Annotated in this window: 28 protein-coding genes; 3 read left to right on the forward strand and 25 right to left on the reverse strand. The window is 33.7% G+C overall.

The features are described from left to right. Positions 1 to 2 precede the first annotated feature (2 nt). The 7 genes from yqfD to ACFCYN_RS19500 form a co-directional block, all read right to left on the reverse strand. Positions 3 to 1,190 (reverse strand): sporulation protein YqfD, encoded by a 1,188-nt coding sequence (yqfD, locus tag ACFCYN_RS19470; RefSeq protein ID WP_375951147.1) that lies wholly within the window; start codon positions 1,188 to 1,190, stop codon positions 3 to 5. A gap of 48 nt (positions 1,191 to 1,238) precedes the next feature. Further along, positions 1,239 to 1,487, reverse strand: coding sequence for a sporulation protein YqfC (gene yqfC, locus ACFCYN_RS19475; RefSeq protein WP_098120095.1), 249 nt, complete (start codon positions 1,485 to 1,487; stop codon positions 1,239 to 1,241). A gap of 684 nt (positions 1,488 to 2,171) precedes the next feature. Next, entirely contained in the window at positions 2,172 to 2,621 is a 450-nt protein-coding gene (locus tag ACFCYN_RS19480; RefSeq protein ID WP_098119979.1) for a GatB/YqeY domain-containing protein, read from the reverse strand. Positions 2,622 to 2,635: 14 nt separating this feature from the next. Next, complete coding sequence (gene rpsU, locus ACFCYN_RS19485; protein WP_003152957.1) at positions 2,636 to 2,809, reverse strand: 30S ribosomal protein S21; 174 nt, start codon at positions 2,807 to 2,809, stop codon at positions 2,636 to 2,638. Positions 2,810 to 2,970: 161 nt separating this feature from the next. After that, positions 2,971 to 3,642, reverse strand: a complete 672-nt coding sequence (gene deoC, locus ACFCYN_RS19490; RefSeq protein WP_375951149.1) for a deoxyribose-phosphate aldolase — start codon at positions 3,640 to 3,642, stop codon at positions 2,971 to 2,973. A gap of 134 nt (positions 3,643 to 3,776) precedes the next feature. Continuing rightward, positions 3,777 to 4,994 carry an SLC45 family MFS transporter gene (locus tag ACFCYN_RS19495; protein ID WP_375951151.1) on the reverse strand — a complete coding sequence of 406 codons (1,218 nt, stop codon included), beginning with the start codon at positions 4,992 to 4,994 and terminating at the stop codon, positions 3,777 to 3,779. 200 nt (positions 4,995 to 5,194) lie between these two features. Continuing rightward, the gene (locus tag ACFCYN_RS19500; RefSeq protein WP_375951152.1) at positions 5,195 to 5,806 is read right to left on the reverse strand and encodes a sterol desaturase family protein; all 612 of its coding nucleotides are present in this window, start codon (positions 5,804 to 5,806) and stop codon (positions 5,195 to 5,197) included. Between the two features lie 157 nt (positions 5,807 to 5,963). On the opposite strand from ACFCYN_RS19500, the gene ACFCYN_RS19505 reads away from it, so the two are divergent. After that, the gene (locus ACFCYN_RS19505) at positions 5,964 to 6,275 is read left to right on the forward strand and encodes a hypothetical protein (protein WP_375951154.1); all 312 of its coding nucleotides are present in this window, start codon (positions 5,964 to 5,966) and stop codon (positions 6,273 to 6,275) included. Positions 6,276 to 6,334: 59 nt separating this feature from the next. On the opposite strand, the gene ACFCYN_RS19510 is transcribed toward ACFCYN_RS19505, so the two are convergent. From ACFCYN_RS19510 to ACFCYN_RS19565, 12 genes are all read right to left on the reverse strand, one after another. Continuing rightward, positions 6,335 to 6,793, reverse strand: coding sequence for an RDD family protein (locus ACFCYN_RS19510; protein ID WP_375951156.1), 459 nt, complete (start codon positions 6,791 to 6,793; stop codon positions 6,335 to 6,337). 164 nt (positions 6,794 to 6,957) lie between these two features. Beyond that, on the reverse strand, positions 6,958 to 7,668 hold the full coding sequence (locus ACFCYN_RS19515) for a WxL domain-containing protein (RefSeq protein ID WP_375951158.1): 711 nt from the start codon (positions 7,666 to 7,668) through the stop codon (positions 6,958 to 6,960). Positions 7,669 to 8,028: 360 nt separating this feature from the next. Further along, the gene (locus tag ACFCYN_RS19520; protein WP_375951160.1) at positions 8,029 to 8,871 is read right to left on the reverse strand and encodes an SAM hydrolase/SAM-dependent halogenase family protein; all 843 of its coding nucleotides are present in this window, start codon (positions 8,869 to 8,871) and stop codon (positions 8,029 to 8,031) included. Positions 8,872 to 9,149: 278 nt separating this feature from the next. After that, the gene (locus ACFCYN_RS19525; protein ID WP_098119971.1) at positions 9,150 to 9,329 is read right to left on the reverse strand and encodes a tudor domain-containing protein; all 180 of its coding nucleotides are present in this window, start codon (positions 9,327 to 9,329) and stop codon (positions 9,150 to 9,152) included. A 4-nt stretch (positions 9,330 to 9,333) separates the two neighbouring features. Continuing rightward, entirely contained in the window at positions 9,334 to 9,630 is a 297-nt protein-coding gene (locus ACFCYN_RS19530) for a ferredoxin family protein (protein ID WP_025568180.1), read from the reverse strand. Beyond that, positions 9,631 to 10,926 carry an FAD-dependent oxidoreductase gene (locus ACFCYN_RS19535; RefSeq protein WP_172443822.1) on the reverse strand — a complete coding sequence of 432 codons (1,296 nt, stop codon included), beginning with the start codon at positions 10,924 to 10,926 and terminating at the stop codon, positions 9,631 to 9,633. Then, entirely contained in the window at positions 10,910 to 11,950 is a 1,041-nt protein-coding gene (locus tag ACFCYN_RS19540; protein ID WP_375951162.1) for an electron transfer flavoprotein subunit alpha/FixB family protein, read from the reverse strand. The genes ACFCYN_RS19535 and ACFCYN_RS19540 overlap by 17 nt, the downstream gene beginning before the upstream one ends. Then, positions 11,951 to 12,778 carry an electron transfer flavoprotein subunit beta/FixA family protein gene (locus ACFCYN_RS19545; RefSeq protein WP_375951163.1) on the reverse strand — a complete coding sequence of 276 codons (828 nt, stop codon included), beginning with the start codon at positions 12,776 to 12,778 and terminating at the stop codon, positions 11,951 to 11,953. Between the two features lie 153 nt (positions 12,779 to 12,931). Beyond that, positions 12,932 to 13,786, reverse strand: coding sequence for a VOC family protein (locus ACFCYN_RS19550; RefSeq protein WP_375951165.1), 855 nt, complete (start codon positions 13,784 to 13,786; stop codon positions 12,932 to 12,934). After that, positions 13,783 to 14,142, reverse strand: coding sequence for a DoxX family protein (locus ACFCYN_RS19555; protein WP_172443819.1), 360 nt, complete (start codon positions 14,140 to 14,142; stop codon positions 13,783 to 13,785). The genes ACFCYN_RS19550 and ACFCYN_RS19555 overlap by 4 nt, the downstream gene beginning before the upstream one ends. 450 nt (positions 14,143 to 14,592) lie before the next feature. After that, positions 14,593 to 15,042 carry an RrF2 family transcriptional regulator gene (locus ACFCYN_RS19560; protein WP_025568186.1) on the reverse strand — a complete coding sequence of 150 codons (450 nt, stop codon included), beginning with the start codon at positions 15,040 to 15,042 and terminating at the stop codon, positions 14,593 to 14,595. Between the two features lie 230 nt (positions 15,043 to 15,272). Continuing rightward, complete coding sequence (locus tag ACFCYN_RS19565) at positions 15,273 to 15,476, reverse strand: alpha/beta-type small acid-soluble spore protein (protein WP_056474875.1); 204 nt, start codon at positions 15,474 to 15,476, stop codon at positions 15,273 to 15,275. A gap of 296 nt (positions 15,477 to 15,772) precedes the next feature. On the opposite strand from ACFCYN_RS19565, the gene ACFCYN_RS19570 reads away from it, so the two are divergent. After that, complete coding sequence (locus ACFCYN_RS19570) at positions 15,773 to 16,813, forward strand: LLM class flavin-dependent oxidoreductase (protein ID WP_375951168.1); 1,041 nt, start codon at positions 15,773 to 15,775, stop codon at positions 16,811 to 16,813. 45 nt (positions 16,814 to 16,858) lie between these two features. Here ACFCYN_RS19570 and ACFCYN_RS19575 read toward each other — a convergent pair whose 3' ends face one another. The 6 genes from ACFCYN_RS19575 to nagZ form a co-directional block, all read right to left on the reverse strand. Further along, positions 16,859 to 17,320: an SRPBCC family protein gene (locus ACFCYN_RS19575; RefSeq protein WP_375951170.1), complete on the reverse strand. Its 462-nt coding sequence runs from the start codon at positions 17,318 to 17,320 to the stop codon at positions 16,859 to 16,861. 153 nt (positions 17,321 to 17,473) lie between these two features. Further along, a complete protein-coding gene (locus ACFCYN_RS19580; RefSeq protein WP_375951172.1) occupies positions 17,474 to 17,902 on the reverse strand; it encodes a DUF4395 domain-containing protein in 429 nt (142 codons plus the stop codon). A 297-nt stretch (positions 17,903 to 18,199) separates the two neighbouring features. Beyond that, positions 18,200 to 18,826 (reverse strand): sporulation-specific diadenylate cyclase CdaS, encoded by a 627-nt coding sequence (gene cdaS, locus ACFCYN_RS19585; protein WP_375951174.1) that lies wholly within the window; start codon positions 18,824 to 18,826, stop codon positions 18,200 to 18,202. 108 nt (positions 18,827 to 18,934) lie between these two features. Continuing rightward, entirely contained in the window at positions 18,935 to 19,321 is a 387-nt protein-coding gene (locus ACFCYN_RS19590) for a RidA family protein (protein WP_172443815.1), read from the reverse strand. A 60-nt stretch (positions 19,322 to 19,381) separates the two neighbouring features. Continuing rightward, positions 19,382 to 19,624 (reverse strand): hypothetical protein, encoded by a 243-nt coding sequence (locus ACFCYN_RS19595; protein ID WP_098119960.1) that lies wholly within the window; start codon positions 19,622 to 19,624, stop codon positions 19,382 to 19,384. Positions 19,625 to 19,722: 98 nt separating this feature from the next. Next, positions 19,723 to 21,354, reverse strand: coding sequence for a beta-N-acetylhexosaminidase (nagZ, locus tag ACFCYN_RS19600; protein ID WP_375951177.1), 1,632 nt, complete (start codon positions 21,352 to 21,354; stop codon positions 19,723 to 19,725). A 193-nt stretch (positions 21,355 to 21,547) separates the two neighbouring features. Between nagZ and ACFCYN_RS19605 the strand changes: the two genes are divergently transcribed. Further along, positions 21,548 to 22,462: an alpha/beta fold hydrolase gene (locus ACFCYN_RS19605; RefSeq protein WP_375951179.1), complete on the forward strand. Its 915-nt coding sequence runs from the start codon at positions 21,548 to 21,550 to the stop codon at positions 22,460 to 22,462. The last annotated feature ends 113 nt before the right edge of the window (positions 22,463 to 22,575 follow it).

Genomic DNA, 22,575 nt, shown 5'->3' on the forward strand with positions numbered 1-22,575 from the left:
ACTCAGTCCCCTTGAACAATAGTTTTCGTTTTAGTGATATCTTCTAAAACTTTATAATACATTCTTAAATTAACTTTACCATTGTCTATTGACTCGTGCAAAACTTTTTCTTGTAAAATCTTGGCATCCGGGCTCAACTTTTTCATTAATTCCTTCCGACCGATTTGCTTTCCAAGTTCAGCAGCTTGCTCTTTAGAGTATGACCTAACAAAACCATTACTTTCAAGAATTGTTTTTTTAGTGAAATATATCGGTAATTTCCATTTTAAAAATTTAAATTGATACGAACTACTTTCCTTTTCAAAAGATTTATATTTATTCTTTTCAAAACCCCAAAATTTTATTTTATTTTCTTTAGTACCAATATAGTACCTCGTTTTTCTCTCTCCAGTTAGCAAAGTAAAAGGAGTATCCAAAGGAACACTAATAATTTCCTCTCGCCAAACTTCTCCCATAATTTTACCAACAGCCGGGACTAAAATAGGGTGTTCCTCCGTTCCAAGGACCCCGGATACTAATACTTGACCTTTTTTAACAAAATCATTTTTCACTACCATTGGCTTCCCTTTTTCAACAAACATACTTGCAATAACCGCTTCTTCACTAGCAATAATATCTCGTGGTTTTAACGCTTTCTCTGGCTTTGGAAGATGCTTCTCAACTACTTCGAAATGGAAGGTAGTCCCCTTTAACTGCACACCTACCCAAGTCAACGAAGGGTTATCATCTTGTAATTTCTTCTGGATGGTTTGCATTTTTGGTATTGAAAATTGAGAAGCTCCCGTCTTTACACCCATTGCCGTTAAATCTTTCCGAAGCTTATACTCAATTTCAGGAGATGCACCTTTTATATCAACGCGCCAAACCATATTTGAAAGCAAAAATAAAACAACCAAAAATCCAACAATCCCAACGACAAAACCAAAATACTTCCAAGCTCGTCTTATTTCAAAAGGCAGCCCCTTCCGGCCAATAAAGAAAACCCTATACTCCTTTTTACGAGGAATATTCTTAATCCGTTTATAATCCTTTAACTCAATCGTAAAAGTAATAGAATTTGTTCCACTTTTTTTCACATCCCGTAAAGGAATCCCTTTACGCATACAATCATTTAAAAAACGTTCTGGTCCAAGCCCCATTACTTTCACTTGAACCATCCCTGTTAAATTTGAAGTCCATTCGTTTTTCATCCTAATCCCCCATGTTCATTAGACTGATCATGGTGTATGTTCTAGATGCTATTCATTAATAAAATACACATGCTCAATTTCGCCTTCCAACAAAATCTCCTCAGGCAACATTGTCTTCAGCACAAAATCCTTCCCCTTAATCAATAACTGCCCTTGTTTCATTAACAAACGCAATTCATTATCCGTATAAACAAGTAAACCTCTATGATTTTCAATATAAATATGTAGTTGACCTAACATCGTAATACGTGGCAATTCCAAAAGAACATCTGGTGGTAAGTCCATCTTACTTGACATCCATGTTTTTAAACTATGCGCTAATCTTTTCAAGATAGACTCCTCCCCCTTTCATATCATATTTATGATGAATTTTAAGAAGGTATGATACAAATTGAAAAAGGAAATAGGAAATATAAGACGCATAAAATTTAGTTATTGAAATATTGAGGTGTATTGGTATGGGATTATTTAAGGGTTCTGGGATTAAGTCTTGATGGGTGGTGTTATGTGTGCCTTATTCAAAGAATGAGGTGAATAGGCTATCTAGAGAGTAGTGGGGGGCTTTTTTTGAGATGGGGGTGTGAACCCGCCGTTGGTAAGCGCGTGAACTTGTAGTAGGTGTTCTTTTTCTGTGATGGAAGAGTGCTCTCAGTTGGTAAGCGCAGGAACTTTTAGTGCGGTGCTCTTTTTCTGTGATGGAAGTCCGCTCTCTGTTTCTAAGCGCGGGAATTCGTAGTGTGGAACTCTTTTTCGGAGTGGGAACCTGGAATATGGTGTAAAAACTAACCCCTGGTTTGATCTTTTTTAATGGAAACAAGCAAATTTTTAGTGTTTTTGAATTAGTTTCGAAAAAATTTAAAATAATTACGCGATATAATGGCTGCTAACTTTACGATTCCTGGTCTTTATTTGCGATTCCCAGAATTTCTTTGCGTCACCTAATTAATTAAACAAAAAAAAATAAACGTCTAAAATAGACGTTTATTTTAACAGACTTGCTACAGCCTTATTCACAGAAGAGCCATCAGCTTGTCCTTTTACTTTAGGCATAACTGCACTCATTACTTTCCCCATGTCAGCTTTTGATGTAGCACCGACTTCTGAAATTGTAACGCGTACAATTTCAAGAAGTTCGTCTTCAGATAATTGTTGAGGCAAGTATTCTTCTAGAATCAGTAACTCTTGCTTTAATTTATCCACAAGGTCTTGACGACCAGCTTTTTCGAATTCCAGGAGGGAGTCTTTACGTTGTTTCACTTCACGAGTTAAAATTGTTAACTCTTGATCAGCTGACAATGTTACATTATTCCCTAAGTTAATTACTTCATTTTGCAATGATGCTTTCACCATTCGGATAACGGATAACTTGTCTTTATTTTTTTCCTTCATCGCTTGTTTCATATCTGAATTCAAACGTTCGAGAAGACTCATAGTAACACCCTCTCTTAGAATTTACGTTTTCTCGCTGCCTCTGATTTTTTCTTACGTTTTACACTTGGCTTTTCATAAAATTCGCGTTTTCTTGCTTCTTGAAGCGTACCAGTTTTAGAAACTGAACGTTTAAAACGACGAAGAGCATCTTCTAAAGATTCGTTTTTACGAACGACTGTTTTAGACATCTTACTTTTCCCTCCCTCCAAGCTACCACTTACAATCAATAAAACACTGCAAAAAAGAACACTTTTCTACATGTCTTTTACGATTATAATACATAAACTATTGATAGGTCAACAGGTAAATGTCAAGTTTGAAACTTAACACTCTTTTGCCATAAAAAGAATCAATAGCCTTCAGTTGCCACATTTCCTTGGACAATCGTTATTCCGTTACTCGTTCCAATTCGAGTTGCTCCTGCTTTAACCATTTCATTTACGCTTGCAAGATCGCGTACCCCTCCGGATGCTTTCACTCCGATATCAGGACCAACTGTTTTTCGCATTAATGCAACGTCTTCTACAGTTGCTCCACCAGTTGAAAATCCAGTTGAAGTTTTCACAAAATCTGCTCCTGCTTTAACAGAAAGCTTTGATGCCATTTCTTTTTCTTCGTTTGTTAAAAGACTTGTTTCAATAATTACTTTTACTAAAGCTTTACCCTTTGCGGCATTTACAACAGCTGCTATATCTTGTTCTACAGTGTCATAATCTTTATCTTTTAAGGCACCGATATTGATTACCATATCAACTTCCTGTGCTCCATTTTCAATTGCATTTTTCGTTTCAAACCCTTTTGTTTCTTTTGTATTAGCCCCTAAAGGGAATCCAATTACAGTACAAACTAAAACTTCTGTACCTTTTAACAAACTTGCACAAAGACTAACCCAAGTTGGATTCACACAAACCGAAGCAAAATTATGTTCCTTTGCTTCTTGACATAATTTTTCAATTTGAGCTTTAGTTGTTTCTGGTTTTAAAACTGTATGGTCAATCAATTTATTGATATTAGTTGTCATGTTGTAGTGCTCCTAACTAAAGTTTTTTCAAATTTTCCCCTTCAAAAGAAGACACTGAAATATCAGCATTATTTAGTATCTGTCATTTAAATAGTAAATATGTGAAAATGAGCTAATCAATAAAAGAAAAAAATTCAGATTGATGCATCCGAATTTTTTTTGAATGTAATATGATTTTCTTTTACTTTTAACATCATAAAAAATGAAATTGTTATAAATAAGCAACCATAAAGGAACATATACTTAAATCCAATTAAATCCATAATCCCACCTAGTAATGGTGGAGAGATGATATTGGAAATTGAAGAAAATAAGTAATATAGTCCCGTATACGTTCCTATAAATCCAATTGGTGCCATTTCAGTTAAAAAAGGATATGAATTAATATTTACTAATGCCCACAAGCATCCCATTACTAAAAAAACGATTCGAATTGTAAACAAATCCTTTAAGAAGAATAAAAAAATAAAACCAATCATAATGCCAAATATACCTATTAATATGCTACGTTTTTTGCCGATTTTTGTTCCGATGAATCCAGCTGGAATTGCAAAAAGTAAAAATGCTAATGAGATAAATGCAAATGAAAACGCAGCTGCACTTACTTTAACCCCCAAATAAACTTCTCCGTATCGCGTAAAAAAAGTTTCAATTCCATTAAAGCCAGTAAACCAACTTAGAATAGCTAATAATAAAAATAAAGCACTTTTATTTTGAATAGCAGAACGAAAACCTTCTTTTAATTTTACCTTTTCTTCAGCCACTTCATAATTTAAAACATCTCTTTTTTCTCTTATAAAATAAAAGAGAATTAAAAAGCTGACTAACATAAATGTCCCTGCTAAATAAAAAGGAAATCCTTTATTTTTATCCCACAAAATTGATCCAATAAAAAAAGCAATTAACGCACCAATTCCACCCATGAAATTAATGACACTATTTGCCTTACTACGTTGTTCAAGTCTTGTTAAATCAGGCATAAGTGCAATAACAGGTGAACGAAAAATACTCATACTTAAATTCATAAATAGAATAAAGAAGATTAACATGAAAAGCGTTTGATGAAAAGGAATTAAAAAAGTAAACAATGCTGCAAGAGGCATACCGACTATTAAAAATGGCATTCTTCTACCAAATCTTGTGTCTAGACGATCACTATACATCCCTACGGCTGGTTGTAAAAATAGTGCAAAATAATTATCAAAAGTCATGATAAATCCAATTAATGCAGACGACTTTATATAATCACTTAAAAGTTTTGGCATAAACGCATTATAAACTGACCAAGTAAGACTAATCGCAAAAAAACCAAATCCGAGCAACATTATTTTTTTGTAATTAAGTTTATCCATAGAAAATTCTCGTTACCATTATCTCTATATTTTTATTTTTCGTTCGAATCAATGACACAATTATCCCCCCTTATTTTCAGTATAGTTATTGAAATGTTCAAATATTTGCCCTTTTTTTAAAATTAATAAAAAATTAACACTGATTAAAATGGAAAAATGCACAGTAGAAATTACTGTGCATTTTAGATAAATATTTAATTTTACATTCTTTCCTCTAAAGTTTTCGCAGTATTACTTGTATCAACTTCTTTTTCATCTTTCAATGTACCAAAAATCCCATCAAATATTGGCGTAGATACACCATACCAATAGTTTTCATTTTTAAAGTGATGTAATATATGAAGTTTTTTTATATTTCGTCCTAATTTTGTTTTTGGCTTAATTGGTCGATGGGCAACGTAGTGCTTCCACTCATACACAAGCAACATAAAAATTAATCCTGAACCAAATGCTAAAGTTTGAATTGTATCTCTTGTAATTAAAAAGTAAATAATACAAAGTGTTCCAAGGTTCGGAATGCTATACCATATTGGTAAAAAAAGTAATTTCAAATCATCTGGATAAGTGTGATGATCATAATGAATTCGCTTCATAAATTTAAGAAATAGTTTATTTTTTGGTGCCTTTATGTGAAAAAAGAAGCGATGAGTTACATATTCACTAAACATAAAAAAGACTAAACCTAAAATAAAAATTAAAACAGTAAGCCAAGAAAAGTGAAAGCCTATACTATAAATTAATCCAATTAAAAAAAGTACCCCCATCACGATGATATCGAAATGAAGAAAAAAGTCTCGATAAAGTCCCTTCATATTCTATCCCCCTTTATTAACTACTTAACAATTGTAATATCAAATTTATATTTCAATATTATTTATGAAATTCCTTTTTGGAAATACTAATTTTGAATAAAGCAATTGTCTGAGAAGATAATAAAAAAGATAATCAATATTGAAAAGGGAGATATTTATGGAAAAAAGGAGATATTACGTATCAGTTCAAGCAAAAACAATTGTTCCAAATCAAGGTGATGCTGCATATGAGTTAGAGATCGACGGAACGATTGATGATAAACACAGACTCGAAAGAATTTTTCATCAAATTGACAATTACGATGAAGCTGCAGGGATACAAACTGCATTCATCATTCCAATTACAAACTGGAGCCAAGAAAACAATGATGGATACGACTATTTTTTAAAACAAGCGTATGAATTAATATATGAATTAGGAACAGAAGAAACTCGCGAACATATTCGCGAGATGAAAATTTTAAAATAAGCATGATGAATTTTATTAAAATAGTAATAAAAAAGAAAGCTTAAATGAGCTTTCTTTTTTTAAACATCAATAACCTTTGTTTTAGCAATTCGATCATGTAACGTTTTTCTTTCTAAAGTAAATATAAAAAATGGATCGATAAATGCAACAATACCTACAATAAATGTAAGATATTTTATTTTTACATATCCTAAAAATGAATAAATTGTTCTTACAAACATCGTACCCAAATTTACTTCTTGATTGTCTTCTTTTACTACTGCAATTTTTAACCAACGTTTTCCAATTGTTTGTCCTTTCCAAACATATGTTGGGATCAAAATATAGAATATAACAACACAAAGAATTGATATAATAGAATTCCCTACGCCTAATTTTTCTACCTTATTTAGATCAGTAAATGTTGAGAATTTAGCTATCCCTGTAATTAATAAAAAAACAAACCGGAAAAGAGCACTAATAAAAATATCGACTAATATTGCTAACAATCGACTTGATCTGCTTGCTAATGGTTCCAAAATATTCCACTCCTATAATTTCAGATGTAATAAATTATACTGAATGTTTTTCAATTTTTATAGATTGAATTCTCATTAAATACAATAAAAAAAGCCTGAAAAAATAACTTTTTTAAAGTATTTTATCAGGCCAATAATACGATTAGGCTTTTTTATGTAGACAATTATACTCCAGGGGCATCAAGAAGAGTCCAAGTAACAACAGCTTCATGATTTCCAACTGTAGCGGAGCCACCTGGAATTGTTAATGTAACATTATTGTTTTCTGCGCCATCATTTACATCTGGATTTGGACCTAACCATGTTGTAACCCAAGTTCCAAGACCAGTACCGGCTGCAGCAGTGACTACTGTCGCTGCAGTTGATCCATCTGTATTAAGAGTGATTGTTTGAGCAGGATTTGGAGCAGCTCCATCACCTGGTGAGACAGCTGTCCCATTCTTAAACGTAAGAACTGCACCAGGTAATGTGTCACTTGAACCACTTTTAAATTGACTAGCTTTTGCTGTTACTTTCCAACCGTTACCAGTTCCTCTCCTATCCGAAACTTGGATAAATGGCTTTTTAGATTTAGATGAATAAGTCATTGCACTACCAGAAATCTCTTTTGATCCAAATTGAACTGAAGAAACATAGTCTAAAGTTAATGAACCTGTCTCACCAGTTGGTGGATCAGTAGGATCAGTTGGACCAATTGGATCAAGCGGATTTGTTGGATCAGTTGGATCTACTGGTGTAACCGGACCAGAACCTGGAGTAAAACTAACGCCAGCTTTTGATTCTGCTTGAGAGGTAACAGCCGCAAAAGTTGTGTTTGTTGCCCCTATAAAAGATGCACTTACTAATCCAACCGCTACAATTTTTGATACTTTCATTTAATCAAAACCCCTTAAAATAAATTCTTCAAATGATGTTTTTTAATAAATGTTCTAAATCTGACTTGAAGTTAGTGCCAATTATAGTAAAGAAAAAATCAAATGTCTGTGAAATAATTGTGAAAACATTAACTAAAATTTTACCTTTAATTTTACAAATATCCGTAAAATTAGAAAATTAACATAGTAATAAATGATTTTTTTGTGAAAATAATCTTAAACAACTAATTTCAAATGAATGATATTTTAATTATCAATCCAAATTTTACACAAAAAAAAGAAGTCCACTTATATATAAGTAAACTCCTGAGCTAAACTTTTATTTAAAAAATTACTAAAATCTTTAATTCTTTCCTGTTCTCAACCCTTGCCTTTAATTTTTATCTCCCATTCAATACCTGTATCAATTCCGTATTCATCTGTAAAAGACCCTTGATTTACTGCAACTGCCATTTGATCAAGGCTGTTTGCATATAGAATTGGTTCACCAATTGCCACGTCTGCAAATGATTTTCCATATTTAACTTCTTGTTTGTATACTTTTCTTCCTTGATGAGTAATGAATACTTCAACTGAGTCTCCATGTGTAATGCCTAGTTTTAAAAAGTCTGTTCGACCAATATTTGTCCAAATGCTACCATATCGAACATCAAGTATGTCAATCGTTCCAGTTATCGAATTGTTTTCGCTATGGCATTCTTTTATTGGTAATTGTATGTATGAATTTGGATCCACTTCTGGTCCTATATTTTCGAAATCAATTTTCCCAGAAGCCAATCTTGCACCTGTAAAGGCAAATATATCTCTACCATGGAAAGTATAGGATTCGCTTGAATTTGGTAGTCTATTAATTTCTTCATCAATGACTCTTAATTGACTAAAACCATATACTTTGCCAATGTGAGTTAATGTTCCATTGTCAGGTGTTATAATAAAGTGATTCGTGTTTGTTCGAGCAACTATACTTCTGCGATCTGAACCTACACCTGGATCTACCACTGAAACGAAAACCGTTCCAATCGGCCAGTAATTCATTGCTTGCACAAGTCGATAAGAAGCTTCCCAAATATTGTATTGGGGTATATCATGGGTCAGGTCGTAAATTTTAATATCATCATCTACGCTACAAGAAACACCATACATAGCGCTAACTGCTCCATCTAATAATCCAAAATCTGACTGAAACACTAATGCATTCCCCATCTAAACACTCCTATTATTTGAATATTTAAAATTAAATATAAATTCAATCTATTTTTTAGTCAATCATATTATTCTAAATTTTATTTAATTTATCATGATTGAATTGTAGAAAGTGGCAAATTCCATTTCTTTTATAACTGATGTGGTATAAATACGAGTTGTCTCATATTATTTCAAAAATAAAAAAAGATATAGTTTTTAGATACTATATCTTTTAATAGTCTCACATATTTTATACGTTCTTTTATATTTACATTATTAAAATAGTAGTAAAAAAATTATTTTGGAGTGAAGATTTGAATTAATTCAGCACAACTTATTTTCCTTAGAAGGTCGAAAGTTGCCCAGCTGCAAACTCGATCCTCCCAAGCTACTAAGCATTTATTGTCTTTAGTTTCCATAACCGTTCCCACAGCACCATCTAAGCTAAACATAACATAGTTGCCTATCGAGAACATCTTATCACCCCAATCTAAAGATAATTCCGTGCCCACCTTTCGGATATTCCCATTTAATGTTCTGATGAGGACAGCCTATTCTACAGCTTCCACATTCATGACAACCTTCGTATCCAACATGCATTCGAATGTTTTCCCACTTGTAAACTTCCGCTGGACAGAAAATCGTGCAGATTTTATCAGGACATTTTGTCATACAAATATCGGAATCCAATACAGTTAAGTGCGATTTTGTATCAGCATTAAAACGAACGAGATATTGTTTTTCTTCGATAGTACTTTCTTTTTTTGTCTCACTCATTTATTTCATCACCTTCCATGCTTTATATACGTCTTTCGCTAGCTTAAACTTAGCTTTTGCTCCTCCTAAATTACTCATAATATTCTTTTGCTTTTCCCATTTAGACTTGCCATCTACTGTAAACATTTGGCTTGCTGATTTATTTAATAGTGGAATATATTGCTCGAAATATTGAGGGAATTTTTCAAAATGATGAGTTGCATCCTTATATTTCTTCAAATCCTGCCCAACGAAACTAGCTAGTAATTTATCAGCATATGATTTTAATACTACATCAGAATAATTATCAAGTGCTTTAGCTTCGACAATCGTCTCTGCTGCTAATCTTCCAGAAGTCATTGCCATATTTGAACCTTCACGATGAATTGCGTTAACTAACTGCGCTGCATCACCAATTACCAATACTCCATTTCCTACTAATTTAGGAATAGATTTATAACCACCTTCAGGAATTAAATGTGCTAGATATTCTTGAGGCTCACTTCCTTGAATATATGGTCTAATCATTGGGTGATTCTTTACATATTCAAGTAAGTCATATGGTTTTATTTTCTGCTCAATCATCCCTGATAATAATGTACCGACACCAATGCTTAGCGAGTCTTTATTTGTATATAAAAATCCTGTTCCGACGATCCCTTTTGTCGCATCTCCAAAAAGCTCGATTGCGACCCCTTGATTTCCTTCTAGTCCAAACCGATCTTGAATAATTTTACTGTCTAGTTTTAAAATTTCCATCGTTGCTAATGCTACTTCATCTGGTCTCCATTCTTTATGGAAGCCTAATGATTTTCCTAAAAGTGAATTTACCCCATCAGCAAGAACAACAACATCTGCATATAAATCACCATCTGGACGATCTGTTCTTACCCCAATTACTACATCATTTTCGACGATACACTCTAGTACAACCGTTTCATTGATTAATAGTGCACCTTGTTCTACTGCTTTTTGAGCGAACCATTGATCAAACTTCGAGCGAAGAACAGTAAAGTTATTGAAAGGTTCTTCAGCAAACTCAAGCCCTTTATACCCAAATGTTGTAGCTGATTGTTTATCGAGCATCATAACCCGTTGTTCAACAATAACACGTTCAATTGGAGCATCCTTCCAAAACTCAGGTATAACGTCCTCCATCATTTTTCGATATAAGACGCCACCCATAACATTTTTTGAACCGGGATATTCCCCTCTTTCAATAAGGACAACACTAACACCTTTTTTGGCGAGCTCGTATGCACATGATATACCTGCTGGGCCTGCTCCAACGACAATTACATCAAATTTTTCCGGCATGATCGTGATTTTCCTCCTTTAAAGATAAACTTTCTTGGAATTGGTTAATTAGCATTGGTACAATTTCAAATGCGTCTCCTACGATGCCGTAATGACAAGATTGAAAAATTGCCGCATTCGGATCCTTATTTATCGCAATAATAAGGCCTGAATTTTGCATTCCAACAATATGTTGAATTGCGCCAGATATCCCTATAGCAAAATAAATTTTAGGTGTCACGGTCACACCCGTCTGACCGACTTGATGATGATGTTCAACCCAGCCAGCTTCTACAACATCACGACTAGCTCCAACAGCTGCGCCAATTGTTTCAGCAAATAGATTGATTAGCTGAAAACCTTCCTTACTTCCCAGCCCTTTACCGCCTGCCACGATAATATCCGCTTCATCAATTCGAACCTTTTTAGTTGTTGCACGTACAATTTCTAATACTTTTGTACGAATATCTTCTTCTTTTAAATCAATTTCCTCTTCAATTACAACCCCTTCAGCACCAGGAGTAGGGGTGAGCGCTTTCATAACCTTTGGACGAACTGTAGCCATTTGTGGTCTATATTTCTTACAAAGAATTGTTGCCATAATATTCCCACCAAAAGCTGGTCGACTAGCTAGCAAAAGCCCAGTATCTTCTTCAACATCTAATACAGTCGTATCCGCCGTTAAGCCAGTAGGTAAATCAGTAGCTACAGCGCTTGCCAAATCTTTTCCTTTTGAAGTTGCACCGTATAGTAAAATTTCAGGCTTATATTTATTAGAGCATTCAAGTACTGCTTTCATAAAAGATTCTGTACGATAATCTTTAAAAATTGGATCATCATATACGTAAACGATGTCAGCACCATATTCAAATAACGTAGGGGCCAACGATTTCACATTCTCACCAATTAATAATCCTGCTAGTTCACATCCACGCTTTTCTGCTAATTCTTTACCAGCACCGAGAAGTTCTAGCGATACCGGTGCTATGACTTTTTCGTTTTCTTCAATAAATACCCAAATACCTTTGTACTCTGAGAAATCCACTTATACCCCTCCTTTCACTTCAAATAATGCTTTCTTCTCATTTAAAATTTTCATCAGTTCATTTACTTTCTCTAGTGATGTTCCTTCAAAAATCGTTCCACCTTTGGCCTTTGGCGGAGCCCAAACTTTTGATACAATTGTCGGTGAACCTTTTAACCCTAATTGTTTAATATCAATATTCTCTAAATCCTTAACAGCCCAAATCGTTGGATTATACCTTGCAGCTTTAATTAAATTTGGAAGCGGTGAATATGGAACTTCATTTATTTCCTTTTCAACCGCGAATAAACAAGGTATTGTCGTCTTTATCACTTCATGTCCATCTTCAATTTTCCGATGAACAATTGCATATCCATCATCTTTATTTATTTCTTGAACCTTTTTAACAGAAGTTAACGGTGGAATATCTAAACGACGTGCAATACCTGGTCCAACTTGTCCAGTATCACCGTCAATTGTCATCTTTCCACATATAATTAAATCAACCGCTTGAATTTGTCCTATTTTCTCAATTGCTTTTGTCAACGCATAGCTTGTCGCTAAAGTATCAGCTCCTGCAAATGCACGATCTGAAATCATATATCCTTCATCTGCACCAATTTCGATACATTTTCGAATTGCCTTTACTGCTGGCGGTGGCCCCATCGTAATGACTGATACCTTTCCTCCATATTTATTTTTAATTCGAACAGCTTCCTCAACTGCATGAGCATCATATGGATTTAAAATCGCAGGCGCACTTGCACGATCCATCGTATTTGTTTTCGGATTCATCTTAATGATTTTCGTATCAGGAACTTGTTTAATACAAACCACAATATGTAACACTTTTTCACTCCCCTTTTTATTCCCCTCACCCAAAGTTAGTAAATGTACATGTTGTTCAAATATATTATTTTTAATGAAAAAATATGATAGAAATAAACGAAAAAAAGAGACATCCTCAAACAGATAAACTGTTGAAAATGTCTCTTTCTTTTCTTAACCAACTAATAATTGAATTGTTATGCCTGAAGGATCCTTCGTAAATGTAGTTCCATCTTCTACAAATACTGTCGCTCCCATATCTTTTAATCGATTTACAATTTTTAATTTTTCTTCTTCACTTGGATATAACAAAGTAAAATTCTTTAATCCTGCACTACTCTCACTTGCTGCAGAACCCCCTGCACTATGCCATGTATTTAATCCGATATGATGATGATAACGACCTGTAGAGATAAATAATGCCTGTGCACCGTACTTCGTCACAACATCAAATCCAAGTCCCTCGCAATAAAACTTCTCCGTACTAGCCAAATCAGAAACTTGTAAATGGATATGTCCCATAATCGTTCCTTTAGGTAATCCAGTAAAAGATTCATTCTCAGCTAGAGCTAATAATCCCTCTACATCTAATCGTTTACTATCCATCACAACATACTCATTATGCCATTGCCAATTCTCAGATGGACGATCTACATAAATCTCAATACCATTCATATCTGGATCCGCTAAATAAATCGCTTCACTAACTAAATGATCCGAACCACCTTGAAGCGGATTTCTAGTTTCAATTAAATGCCTTAGCACGATTCCTAAATCTTTTCTAGTTGGTACTAATAACGCTAAATGGTACAAACCAGTATTTCGCTCATCTCTAGGTGTAAGATTATCTGGCTGATCTAATTTAATTAAAACATTTACCCCATCAGCTGTTAAACTAGCTGTTGTTGTTGAATGCTCCAATACTTTTAAACCAATAACCTCTTGATAAAACGCTAACGAACGCTCTAAACTTGCAACTTTCAATCCAACCGTTGGAGCATAAACTTGTGGCTTTTCATGAAAATTCATTTTAATTTACCTCCTCTTGAAAATAGAACAATTAATGTTAACACTAACAGAATAAATGGAGCCATTGCAACACTCACGCCTTGACCTGCATGTAAATGAGTAAATACCGCACCTACCATAATAATGACTAATCCAATTGAAGCAAGCTTACCTACAAACGTCTTCCAATAACCAACTAATAAACCAATCGCACCTAGCACCTCAAACGAACCAATCGTATACATCATACCCTTTGAATAACCGTAAACCTCTTTAAAATCTTGCAACATCTGGGCATTACCACTCAGTTTTACAAACCCAGACATTAAGAATGCAATAATTAAAACTCCTTGAATAATTCTAGTGAACCATTTCATGTAAATTCTCTCCCTTTATTTGATATTATTGTTTTACTGAACTTAATTTGAGTGCAGTTAAGTATAAAATTGACTATTGAACTTATTGTGAGAACAGTATAGATTATAGTTTTTTACTGAACTTGATTTAGGAACAGTATGGATTAAAGCTGATTAGTTTATTGATTTAATAGAGTTCAGATTAAATCTGATTACTTTATTAAAGAACGGTGCAGATAAAAAAAGTGTAATAAAATCAAGTGGTTACTTTTTGTAAGTAATTAACTTAATGTTAGTATATTCTATAACTGTTCTCATATCAAGTGCATTTTTGATTTTTCATTGGATTAGTATAAATTATTGTTGAAAGAGGCCTATTTAAGAGGATTTAGGTCGATTACCCCATATAATTTGCGATCACAAAACCCCACAAAAAAATAAAAATATCGTACATCCAAATGTACGATATTTTCAAAGTGATTCGATTGTTTTATGACTGGCACGTCTTACAAAATCGGCTAAAGTATAGTTACATAAAAAACCAAGTAAGTGTTCTTCTGCTTCAATTGCAAAGTCTGAAAATACATTGTTCATTACACGTCCGCTAGTACAGTCAGAAGTGGATTCGATTAGTGCAGTTGATAGAGGTTCTGTCATTTGTAGGGCAATATAGACTTGTTTTAAGGTAATTTCCTCAGGTGACTTGGCTAATAAGTAGCCACCGTCTCGTCCTTCTCTTGCTTCTACTATTTTTTCTTTTACGAGAGGAGCCATGATTCTTCTCATAAAAGAAACACCTGATCTAATATGTTTTGCGATTGCTTTACTTGGTGTAACCCCTTCTGTTGTTGCTAGTAAAACTAATGCCTGAATAGCAAATCCGAACCACTTAGGTGTGACGGAATTTTTACAACTTGACATATTAATCACCATCCAGTGACATTATTATCTCCCGTTTTTGTATCCCTTGCAAGTATATAGTAGTTTCATTCTTATATAAATACTAGGAAATAACAGTTTTGTTGGATGGAAGTAGTAGTTTAAACTCGGCAATTAGCAAGCCTTTGCATCTAAAATTCTTCACTGGTGCTAATATAAAAATGTACAAAAAAAAAAGGATAGAAAGTTTTCTTTCCATCCTTACTTTTTATTTAACGAGCATATCCGCCTAGGCTTTGTTCTGCCATTTGAACTAGACGCTTAGTAATTTCGCCACCAACTGAACCGTTAGCGCGTGAAGTTGTGTCTGGTCCTAAGTGCACTCCAAATTCAGAAGCTATTTCGAACTTCATTTGCTCAATTGCTGAATTTGCATTTGGTGAAGCATATTGATTTGAAGATCTTCTGTTTGCCATGTTGTTGACTCCTTTGTCTTTTGGATGCTCTGATTGTTTATCAGATTAAAGATAGTATGATTCTTAAAAATTATTCTATACATTTATTTACAAATTTTTTTCTTTTTTCCAAAAGTACTTTATGTTCCCAAAAGTAGGTTTTATTGTATAAATATTTTCAAGTTCAAAAACTTGTATTATGTCCTTAGATTTTCTATAATCTTAGCATACTGTATATAATTCAAACACAGTTTTTCTAGTATAAAAAGTCTCGATATTTCCATATATTAAATAATGTTTTTTAGGAGGAAAATTTTATGATGAATAATCGTTTCCAAGATAAAGTTGCTAAGAAATTAAATGAAATACCTTTATCTGTGTTAGACTTAGCTCCTGTTGTTGAAGGAAGCACTCCTGCTGATGCTTTTAAAAATAGCCTTGATTTAGCACAGCATGCTGAAAAATGGGGATATCACCGTTACTGGTTTGCTGAACATCATAATATGCCAGCTGTTGCAAGTTCAGCAACTTCAGTTGTGATTGGACATATCGCAAGTGGGACATCAACTATTCGAGTTGGTTCTGGAGGAATCATGCTACCAAATCATGCTCCTTTAGTTATAGCTGAACAGTTTGGTACATTAGAATCATTACATCCAGGTCGAATAGATCTTGGATTAGGTCGTGCTCCTGGTAGTGATATGTCAACGACTAGGGCATTACGTAGAGATTTACGTAGTCATGAGGACTTCCCTGCTCAATTAGAAGAATTACAAAACTACTTCAATCCTCCTGGTGGATTAGGAAGTTTAACAGTTCAAGCTGTGCCCGGTGAAGGATTAAATATACCAATTTGGCTTCTAGGATCAAGCGGTTTTAGTGCTCAACTAGCTGCTGAATTAGGTTTACCATTTGCTTTTGCAGCGCACTTTGCGCCAGACTACACAGTTCAAGCTATGCAAATGTATCATAATAACTTTAAACCATCTGAATTTTTAGATGAACCATATGCAATGATCGGATTAAATGTAGTTGTTGCTGATACAGATAAAGAAGCAAAAAAACTTTTCACAACACAACAACAATCATTTTTAAATTTAGTTCGCGGTGGTAAACCAGCATTATTAAAACCGCCAGTTGACGATATGGAAGAGATTTGGAGTCCGTATGAAAAACAAACTTTAGAAAATCAAATGAGACTGTCTGCGATTGGAACGGTTGATACTGTAACCGAAAAGCTACAAGCAATTTTAAACATGACAAAAGCTGATGAAATCATGGTAAACGCTACTGTTTTCGATCATAATGCGCGTTTAAATTCTTATGAGTTGTTAAGCAAAGTTTCAAATCAATCATAAAAAAGGAGAGCACACTGCTCTCCTTTTTGTTCGTTATGAGATACCCTATTCCTGCTCTTTTAATGCCTCTTGTTCCACTCGTTGTAAAAATTCATGAACAGCTTTTAAATTATTTCCCTTTGGATTAGCAAGTTTTAACATTGCTCGTCCCATAAAATTAACCCCGGTATTCGTACCTTCATAAGTAAATTTCGTGTGTGTGTCGTCAATTTTTTCTAGAATAAACGTCAAATTCGATTCAAATGCATTCGCTAAAACGAACTGAATCTGCTTTTTCTTATATGTTTCTGTATCCTCATATGATAAAGTTTCAACGATATAGCTTTCTACACGTTTACCTTCACGATAACTCTGATGATGCTTTGCCCCTACTTCATTCTCGTTCTTATCGATTAAATTATGCTCATCAACTTTTGGCATTATTTTCTTAATATTTTTATCTAAAAATAAACTCCACACTTTCTCGATATTTGTATCAATCATAATGTCTTCTTTCCATTGAATCATTTCAATTCTCCCTCCTGATGCAGTAAATTCATCTATTTTATTTTTCTTCAATTCTATTTTAATTTTTTTCGTTTAATATTCAATAACTAGTATACCGAATTTTGTTTACAATACACAAAAATAGCCCTCCCATTTAATGAGAAGACTCCGATTTTACCTCAAGCTCTTGCGATATTTATATTGGTTCCATTGAAAATGAATATAGCATCCGACGCAAAATCCGTTGATTGCAATAAACGATGCCAATGCGACCATTATTGAAAACACATAAAACAATACGTTCCAACCAAGTAATGCTCCGATCAATGAAAGTGACAAACATGAGACTGCAATTGTTTGATTAAAATTTTGTTGAACTTTATCCTCTTGCGGGTAGCTTGATGGTTGCTTTTTTAAAAATTGTTTCGCAAACTTTATGATTGGATGATAATCAAAGAGTAAACCACTAACGCCACTAATCAAAGGAATAAGTAATAGCCAGTACTGGCCCGTGATCCAAGTTAAAATAACAGAAATAAAGATCGTCCATTGATTTGTACGAACTAAAGGTAATGGGATTGTATTTAATTTTGGAGTAGACATACCAAAAACCAACCTTTCGTATCGGATTAATTAAGTATAATCATAATATGATTCGAAAGACAATACAATCCATAAAATTTTAAAAAAATAAAAAAACGATCTTTTTGATCGTTTCAGTGTGTAGACAAAATAAAAAAACTTGATTTTCAGACTGTTTGCAAGCGTTTGTCTTTCGAGGCGCGAAGACTGCTGAGGAGCGGAGTTACCCTCAAACGGTAATGAGCACCGCAGACAGTCGAAGCAACGAAGAAAGCGAGCGTTTGTCAACAGTCTGAAACGATCTTTTTGATCGTTTTTTTAATTAATCGGTGCACCATATTGAACAGGATACAAACTTCCTTTAAAAGCAAAGGAAATATTCCCTGTTTCTTCTGATACAACTAAAGCAAGTGCATCGCTTTGCTCGGATATTCCAATTGCAGCTCGATGCCTTGTTCCAAGTTTTTTGTTATCATATGTTGTTTTAGAAAGTGGGAGCACATTACCCGCAGAAATGATCATATTATTGTCAATGAGTACAGCTCCGTCATGTAATGGGCTACCTGGATAAAAAATTGATTCTAATAAGGCCGGGGATAAATTTGCACCGACGTGAATCCCTGAACTCATTAATTCTTCAAGAGAGTCATCTCTTTTTACAACAATCAATCCACCATGCTTACGTTTGGATAGGTTTTGTACGGAAATTGTCAGTTCTTCAAAGATATCCGTATAAGGTGAAAGATAGGAATTTAAATAAAATGATGCAGCATCCATTTGTAAATTATTAAAAACGCGATGTATATTCTCAAATTCAGTTAAAATGCCGCATCCTTTATTTTCAATTCTGCCAATCATACCTTCTATTCTTGTATTAAGCTGAGTTAATGTTTGAGTTATATTTTTCCTTATAATAGGATTTAATTGAGACTCGAATTCTTCCATTTCAATTATTCATCTCGCTTTCAAACCGATTACCTCCACTTAAGTTTCCCAAAGCACTTTATGTTATACCAGTCATTACCATGAGTAATTTATGTACAATCAAATTGATTATCTTGCTGCCCAAGCTTCGACTTCAATTTTAATGTTTGGATTTACTAAAGATGATACATAGGCATATGTTGTTGCAGGCGGGTTACCTGCGTGAAACTGACCCCAACAGTCTAAAAAGAATTGGCGATTGATATTCTCTGTTAGCCAAAAATTAATTTTAAAGATGTTGTTTAAATCGATTTTTTCACTTTCAAGTATCCTTTTAATATTTTCAAGCGCATTCGCGAATTGGCTTTCGATATCCTTTGGTAAATTTCCATTTTTGTCGTTCCCCACTTGTCCTGATAATACAACAAGTTCTGCATTTCTTGGGACGATTGTTATATGACTATATTGTCCAAGTGGTGCAGCTACTGCTTCAGGGTTTACTTTTTTGATTTCCACTTTTTCTCCTCCTTTTTTTCTGTCAAAAAACCTCAAATGTCTAAAACATTTGAGGTTAGTTCATCTTAACAGATCAATTACTCTTGCTAAACCTGTAGGTGTTATTGACACTTTATATAATGAAGCTATTTCCTTTTGATCTATGTCACTTTTGATCCATATTAAACCGCTAATAAAACCATTCATCTCTAGTTCAATTAATGCAGATTCGACGTCATCAATTGGTACTCCAACATCATTATGGAGTCCTTTATCAAAGTCCGGCTCTTTTTCTTGAAGCTCATTAAAAATAGCTAAAAGCATTAGCCCTGCATCTGAAATCTTTGTAGACAGAAAAAACACCACCTTTTTAGGTTATTAATTCGCCAGAAGGTGGTATTTTCCTTTTTTTGCTAATTTTTCTATTTAGTTAATAATTTATTTGTTTTTTCAGCTAGCTGTCGAGTATCCGTCAGGTTTACTGGATTATTATTTAGTTTATATTTTTGTTTGAGTAAAATAATTCTTTTTACGCTCTCATTTATTCGTTCCTCTGAGATTGTTTTATTGTTTACAGCTGTTTCAATTGCTTTAAATACAGCTTTTGTTTTGTTTGGATCATGAGCAACCATAACAATATCGCTTCCAGCTAAAATTGAAGTAACCGCTGCTTTTTCCAAATTATAATGATTACCAATTGCCGACATTGTCATATCATCCGTCATAACTACCCCATTATATTTTAAATCATTTCTTAATATGGAAGAAATGACCACCTTTGACATAGATGCAGGGTAGTTAGAATCAATTTTAGGTAATAAAATATGCGCGATCATAACAGCATCTGCATGTTGACTAATAGCATCTTTAAACGGGATTAATTCTAGCGATTTTAAATCTTTATACGATTTGTTTACAACGGGTAACTCTAAATGTGAATCAACAGAAGTATCACCGTGACCCGGAAAATGCTTTACGACTGGAATAATATTTTCTGATTGAATACCCTTCATTGTTTGGATGCCTAATTTACTAACAGTTTCCGGATTATTACTAAATGACCTGTCGCCAATAACTGGATTATTAGGATTACTATTTACATCTAAAACTGGTGCGAAGTCCATATTTAAGCCAAAAGCCTGTAACTGCTCTCCAAGAATTTGGCCAATTTCAAATGAGAAAGTCCCATCATTTTTCTTTCCAATTTGTTCATTTGTCGGTATCTTTCCAATGTTTCCTGGTAAACGAGATACCCTTCCACCTTCTTGGTCGACTCCAAATAATATTGGTAAGTGATTATTTTTGTTCGAAACTTTGATCGAATTAACTAGATTCACTGTTTGAGAATTATTATTTAAATTTTCATTGTAAAAAATAAATCCTCCAATATGATATTGTTCAACTAGTTCTTTTAAACTATTAGAGTAATTTGGTCCATTAAATCCGGCTATAATCATTTGACCTATTTTTTCTTGAAGTGACATCTCATTAATCATTTGATCAATCGTTGAGCCCATGCTTGGTTGTATTTGTTCAATGAGTAAGACTGAAGTATGATCAACTGCCGGATTCTCATTTTCCTTGGTTGGCTTCGGTAAAATAAATTTCAATTCATAGTTGTTTGGCAATTTGTAAATTAAAATAATTTGATCAACTTCTTGATCCTTATAATATTTAACCTCACTTGGGTTATTTAATTGATTAATAATATCGTTATAGTGAACTTGTTTTAAATTAGGATCGTATGATCTTACTTCAAAAATTCGATTTTCGTTGTCATATCCTACTGAAAATTTTTGTAATTGATAGGTTAAATAGGTGCCGTTAGCAACCTCTGCTTTCTCTACAGGCTCACCAAATTGATTTTTTATATCCTTTAATAAAGTCTTCCCGACTGTTATTTTATTTTGATTTGGTATTTCCCCTTGTTTAGCACTTGTCATAATTCCATTTAATACTTCTTCAGTTGAAAGATAATTATTATGACTAGTTTCCACTTCATTTTGATGATGTGAATTTTGAGCCGGTGTTTCTTTAAATACTTTATCTTTCACTGCAAAATAAATGCTAGTACAAACGACTAACACAACAACAATTAAAAAAACAGCTTTTTTAATAATAATCTCCTCCTAAACTATTTATTTAATTTTAGAAAACCTTTACATTCATTTTCAATAACTAGAATGGGCACCTTCTAACAAACAGGTGCATACGATGAGAAAGATTAACGAGGAGGGACTAATTAGCATGACCAGTAAAAAATCCCATGAATTAAATCATCCTACTAACTACAATCATCGAAATATGCATCCTAACTTAAATAACCCTTATTATTATCACCAAAATTGGCATAACGAATATCAGCCATATCCTATACAGCAAGAGTATCATTTAAATGATAAAGCCGACTTTTTTTACCGTCAACATGCTCAACTTATTTTTGTACTAGTTCACGGTTCATGGGTTGATCCATTCTTCTGGCACGGGATTACACGTGAATTACAAAAAATGGGGCATATTGTTCATACACCTCAATTACCTGGGCATGGAACAGATAAAGATAAAAATGTAAATCATGAAATCCTCACGAAGCAAGTTGTACATTATATAACTTCAAATAAACTTAATAATATCATTTTAGTAGGTCATAACCTTGGCGGAACAGTCATACAAAAAGTTGCTGAACATCTGCACGACAGAATTAAACGACTAGTATTCTGGAATGCTTTTGTTTTAAATGATGGTGAAAGCTTAGCTGATCAATATCCAGCACAAGCACAAAAATTCCTTTTAGGTTTAGCACAACAATCTACTGACAATACAATAAAACTACCATTCCAATATTTCAGAGATGTATTTGTTAATTTAGCTGATCTACAAACGGCACAGCAAATTTATAGCGCGACCACCCCAGAACCGGCTACTCCGCTTTTTGAAAAACTGGATTTAAAAACCTTTTACCAATTATCTATCCCTAGAAGCTTTATTAATTTACAAGAAGATACAGCTGTTCCTGCGGGCGAAAACTCTGGCTGGTACCCCTATATGGCTAGTAAATTAGGAGTTTATCGGTTTATTCAAGGAAGTGGCGATCATATGTCTACGGCAAAATTGTATTCAAGACGAATTGCCCAGCTTATTGTAATTGCCTCCCGAGACTAAAAAAGACTTTACTAGCTTATGATTGTAGCACTAAATTTATTTACCTTTAAGTGAAGTGACTTATCAAACTTCATTTAAAGGTAATTTAAAGTATTTTTAATTCTATTAATATA

The sequence above is a fragment of the Gottfriedia sp. NPDC056225 genome, from assembly GCF_042267765.1.
In the GTDB taxonomy this organism is placed as follows: Bacteria; Bacillota; Bacilli; order Bacillales; family Bacillaceae_G; genus Gottfriedia.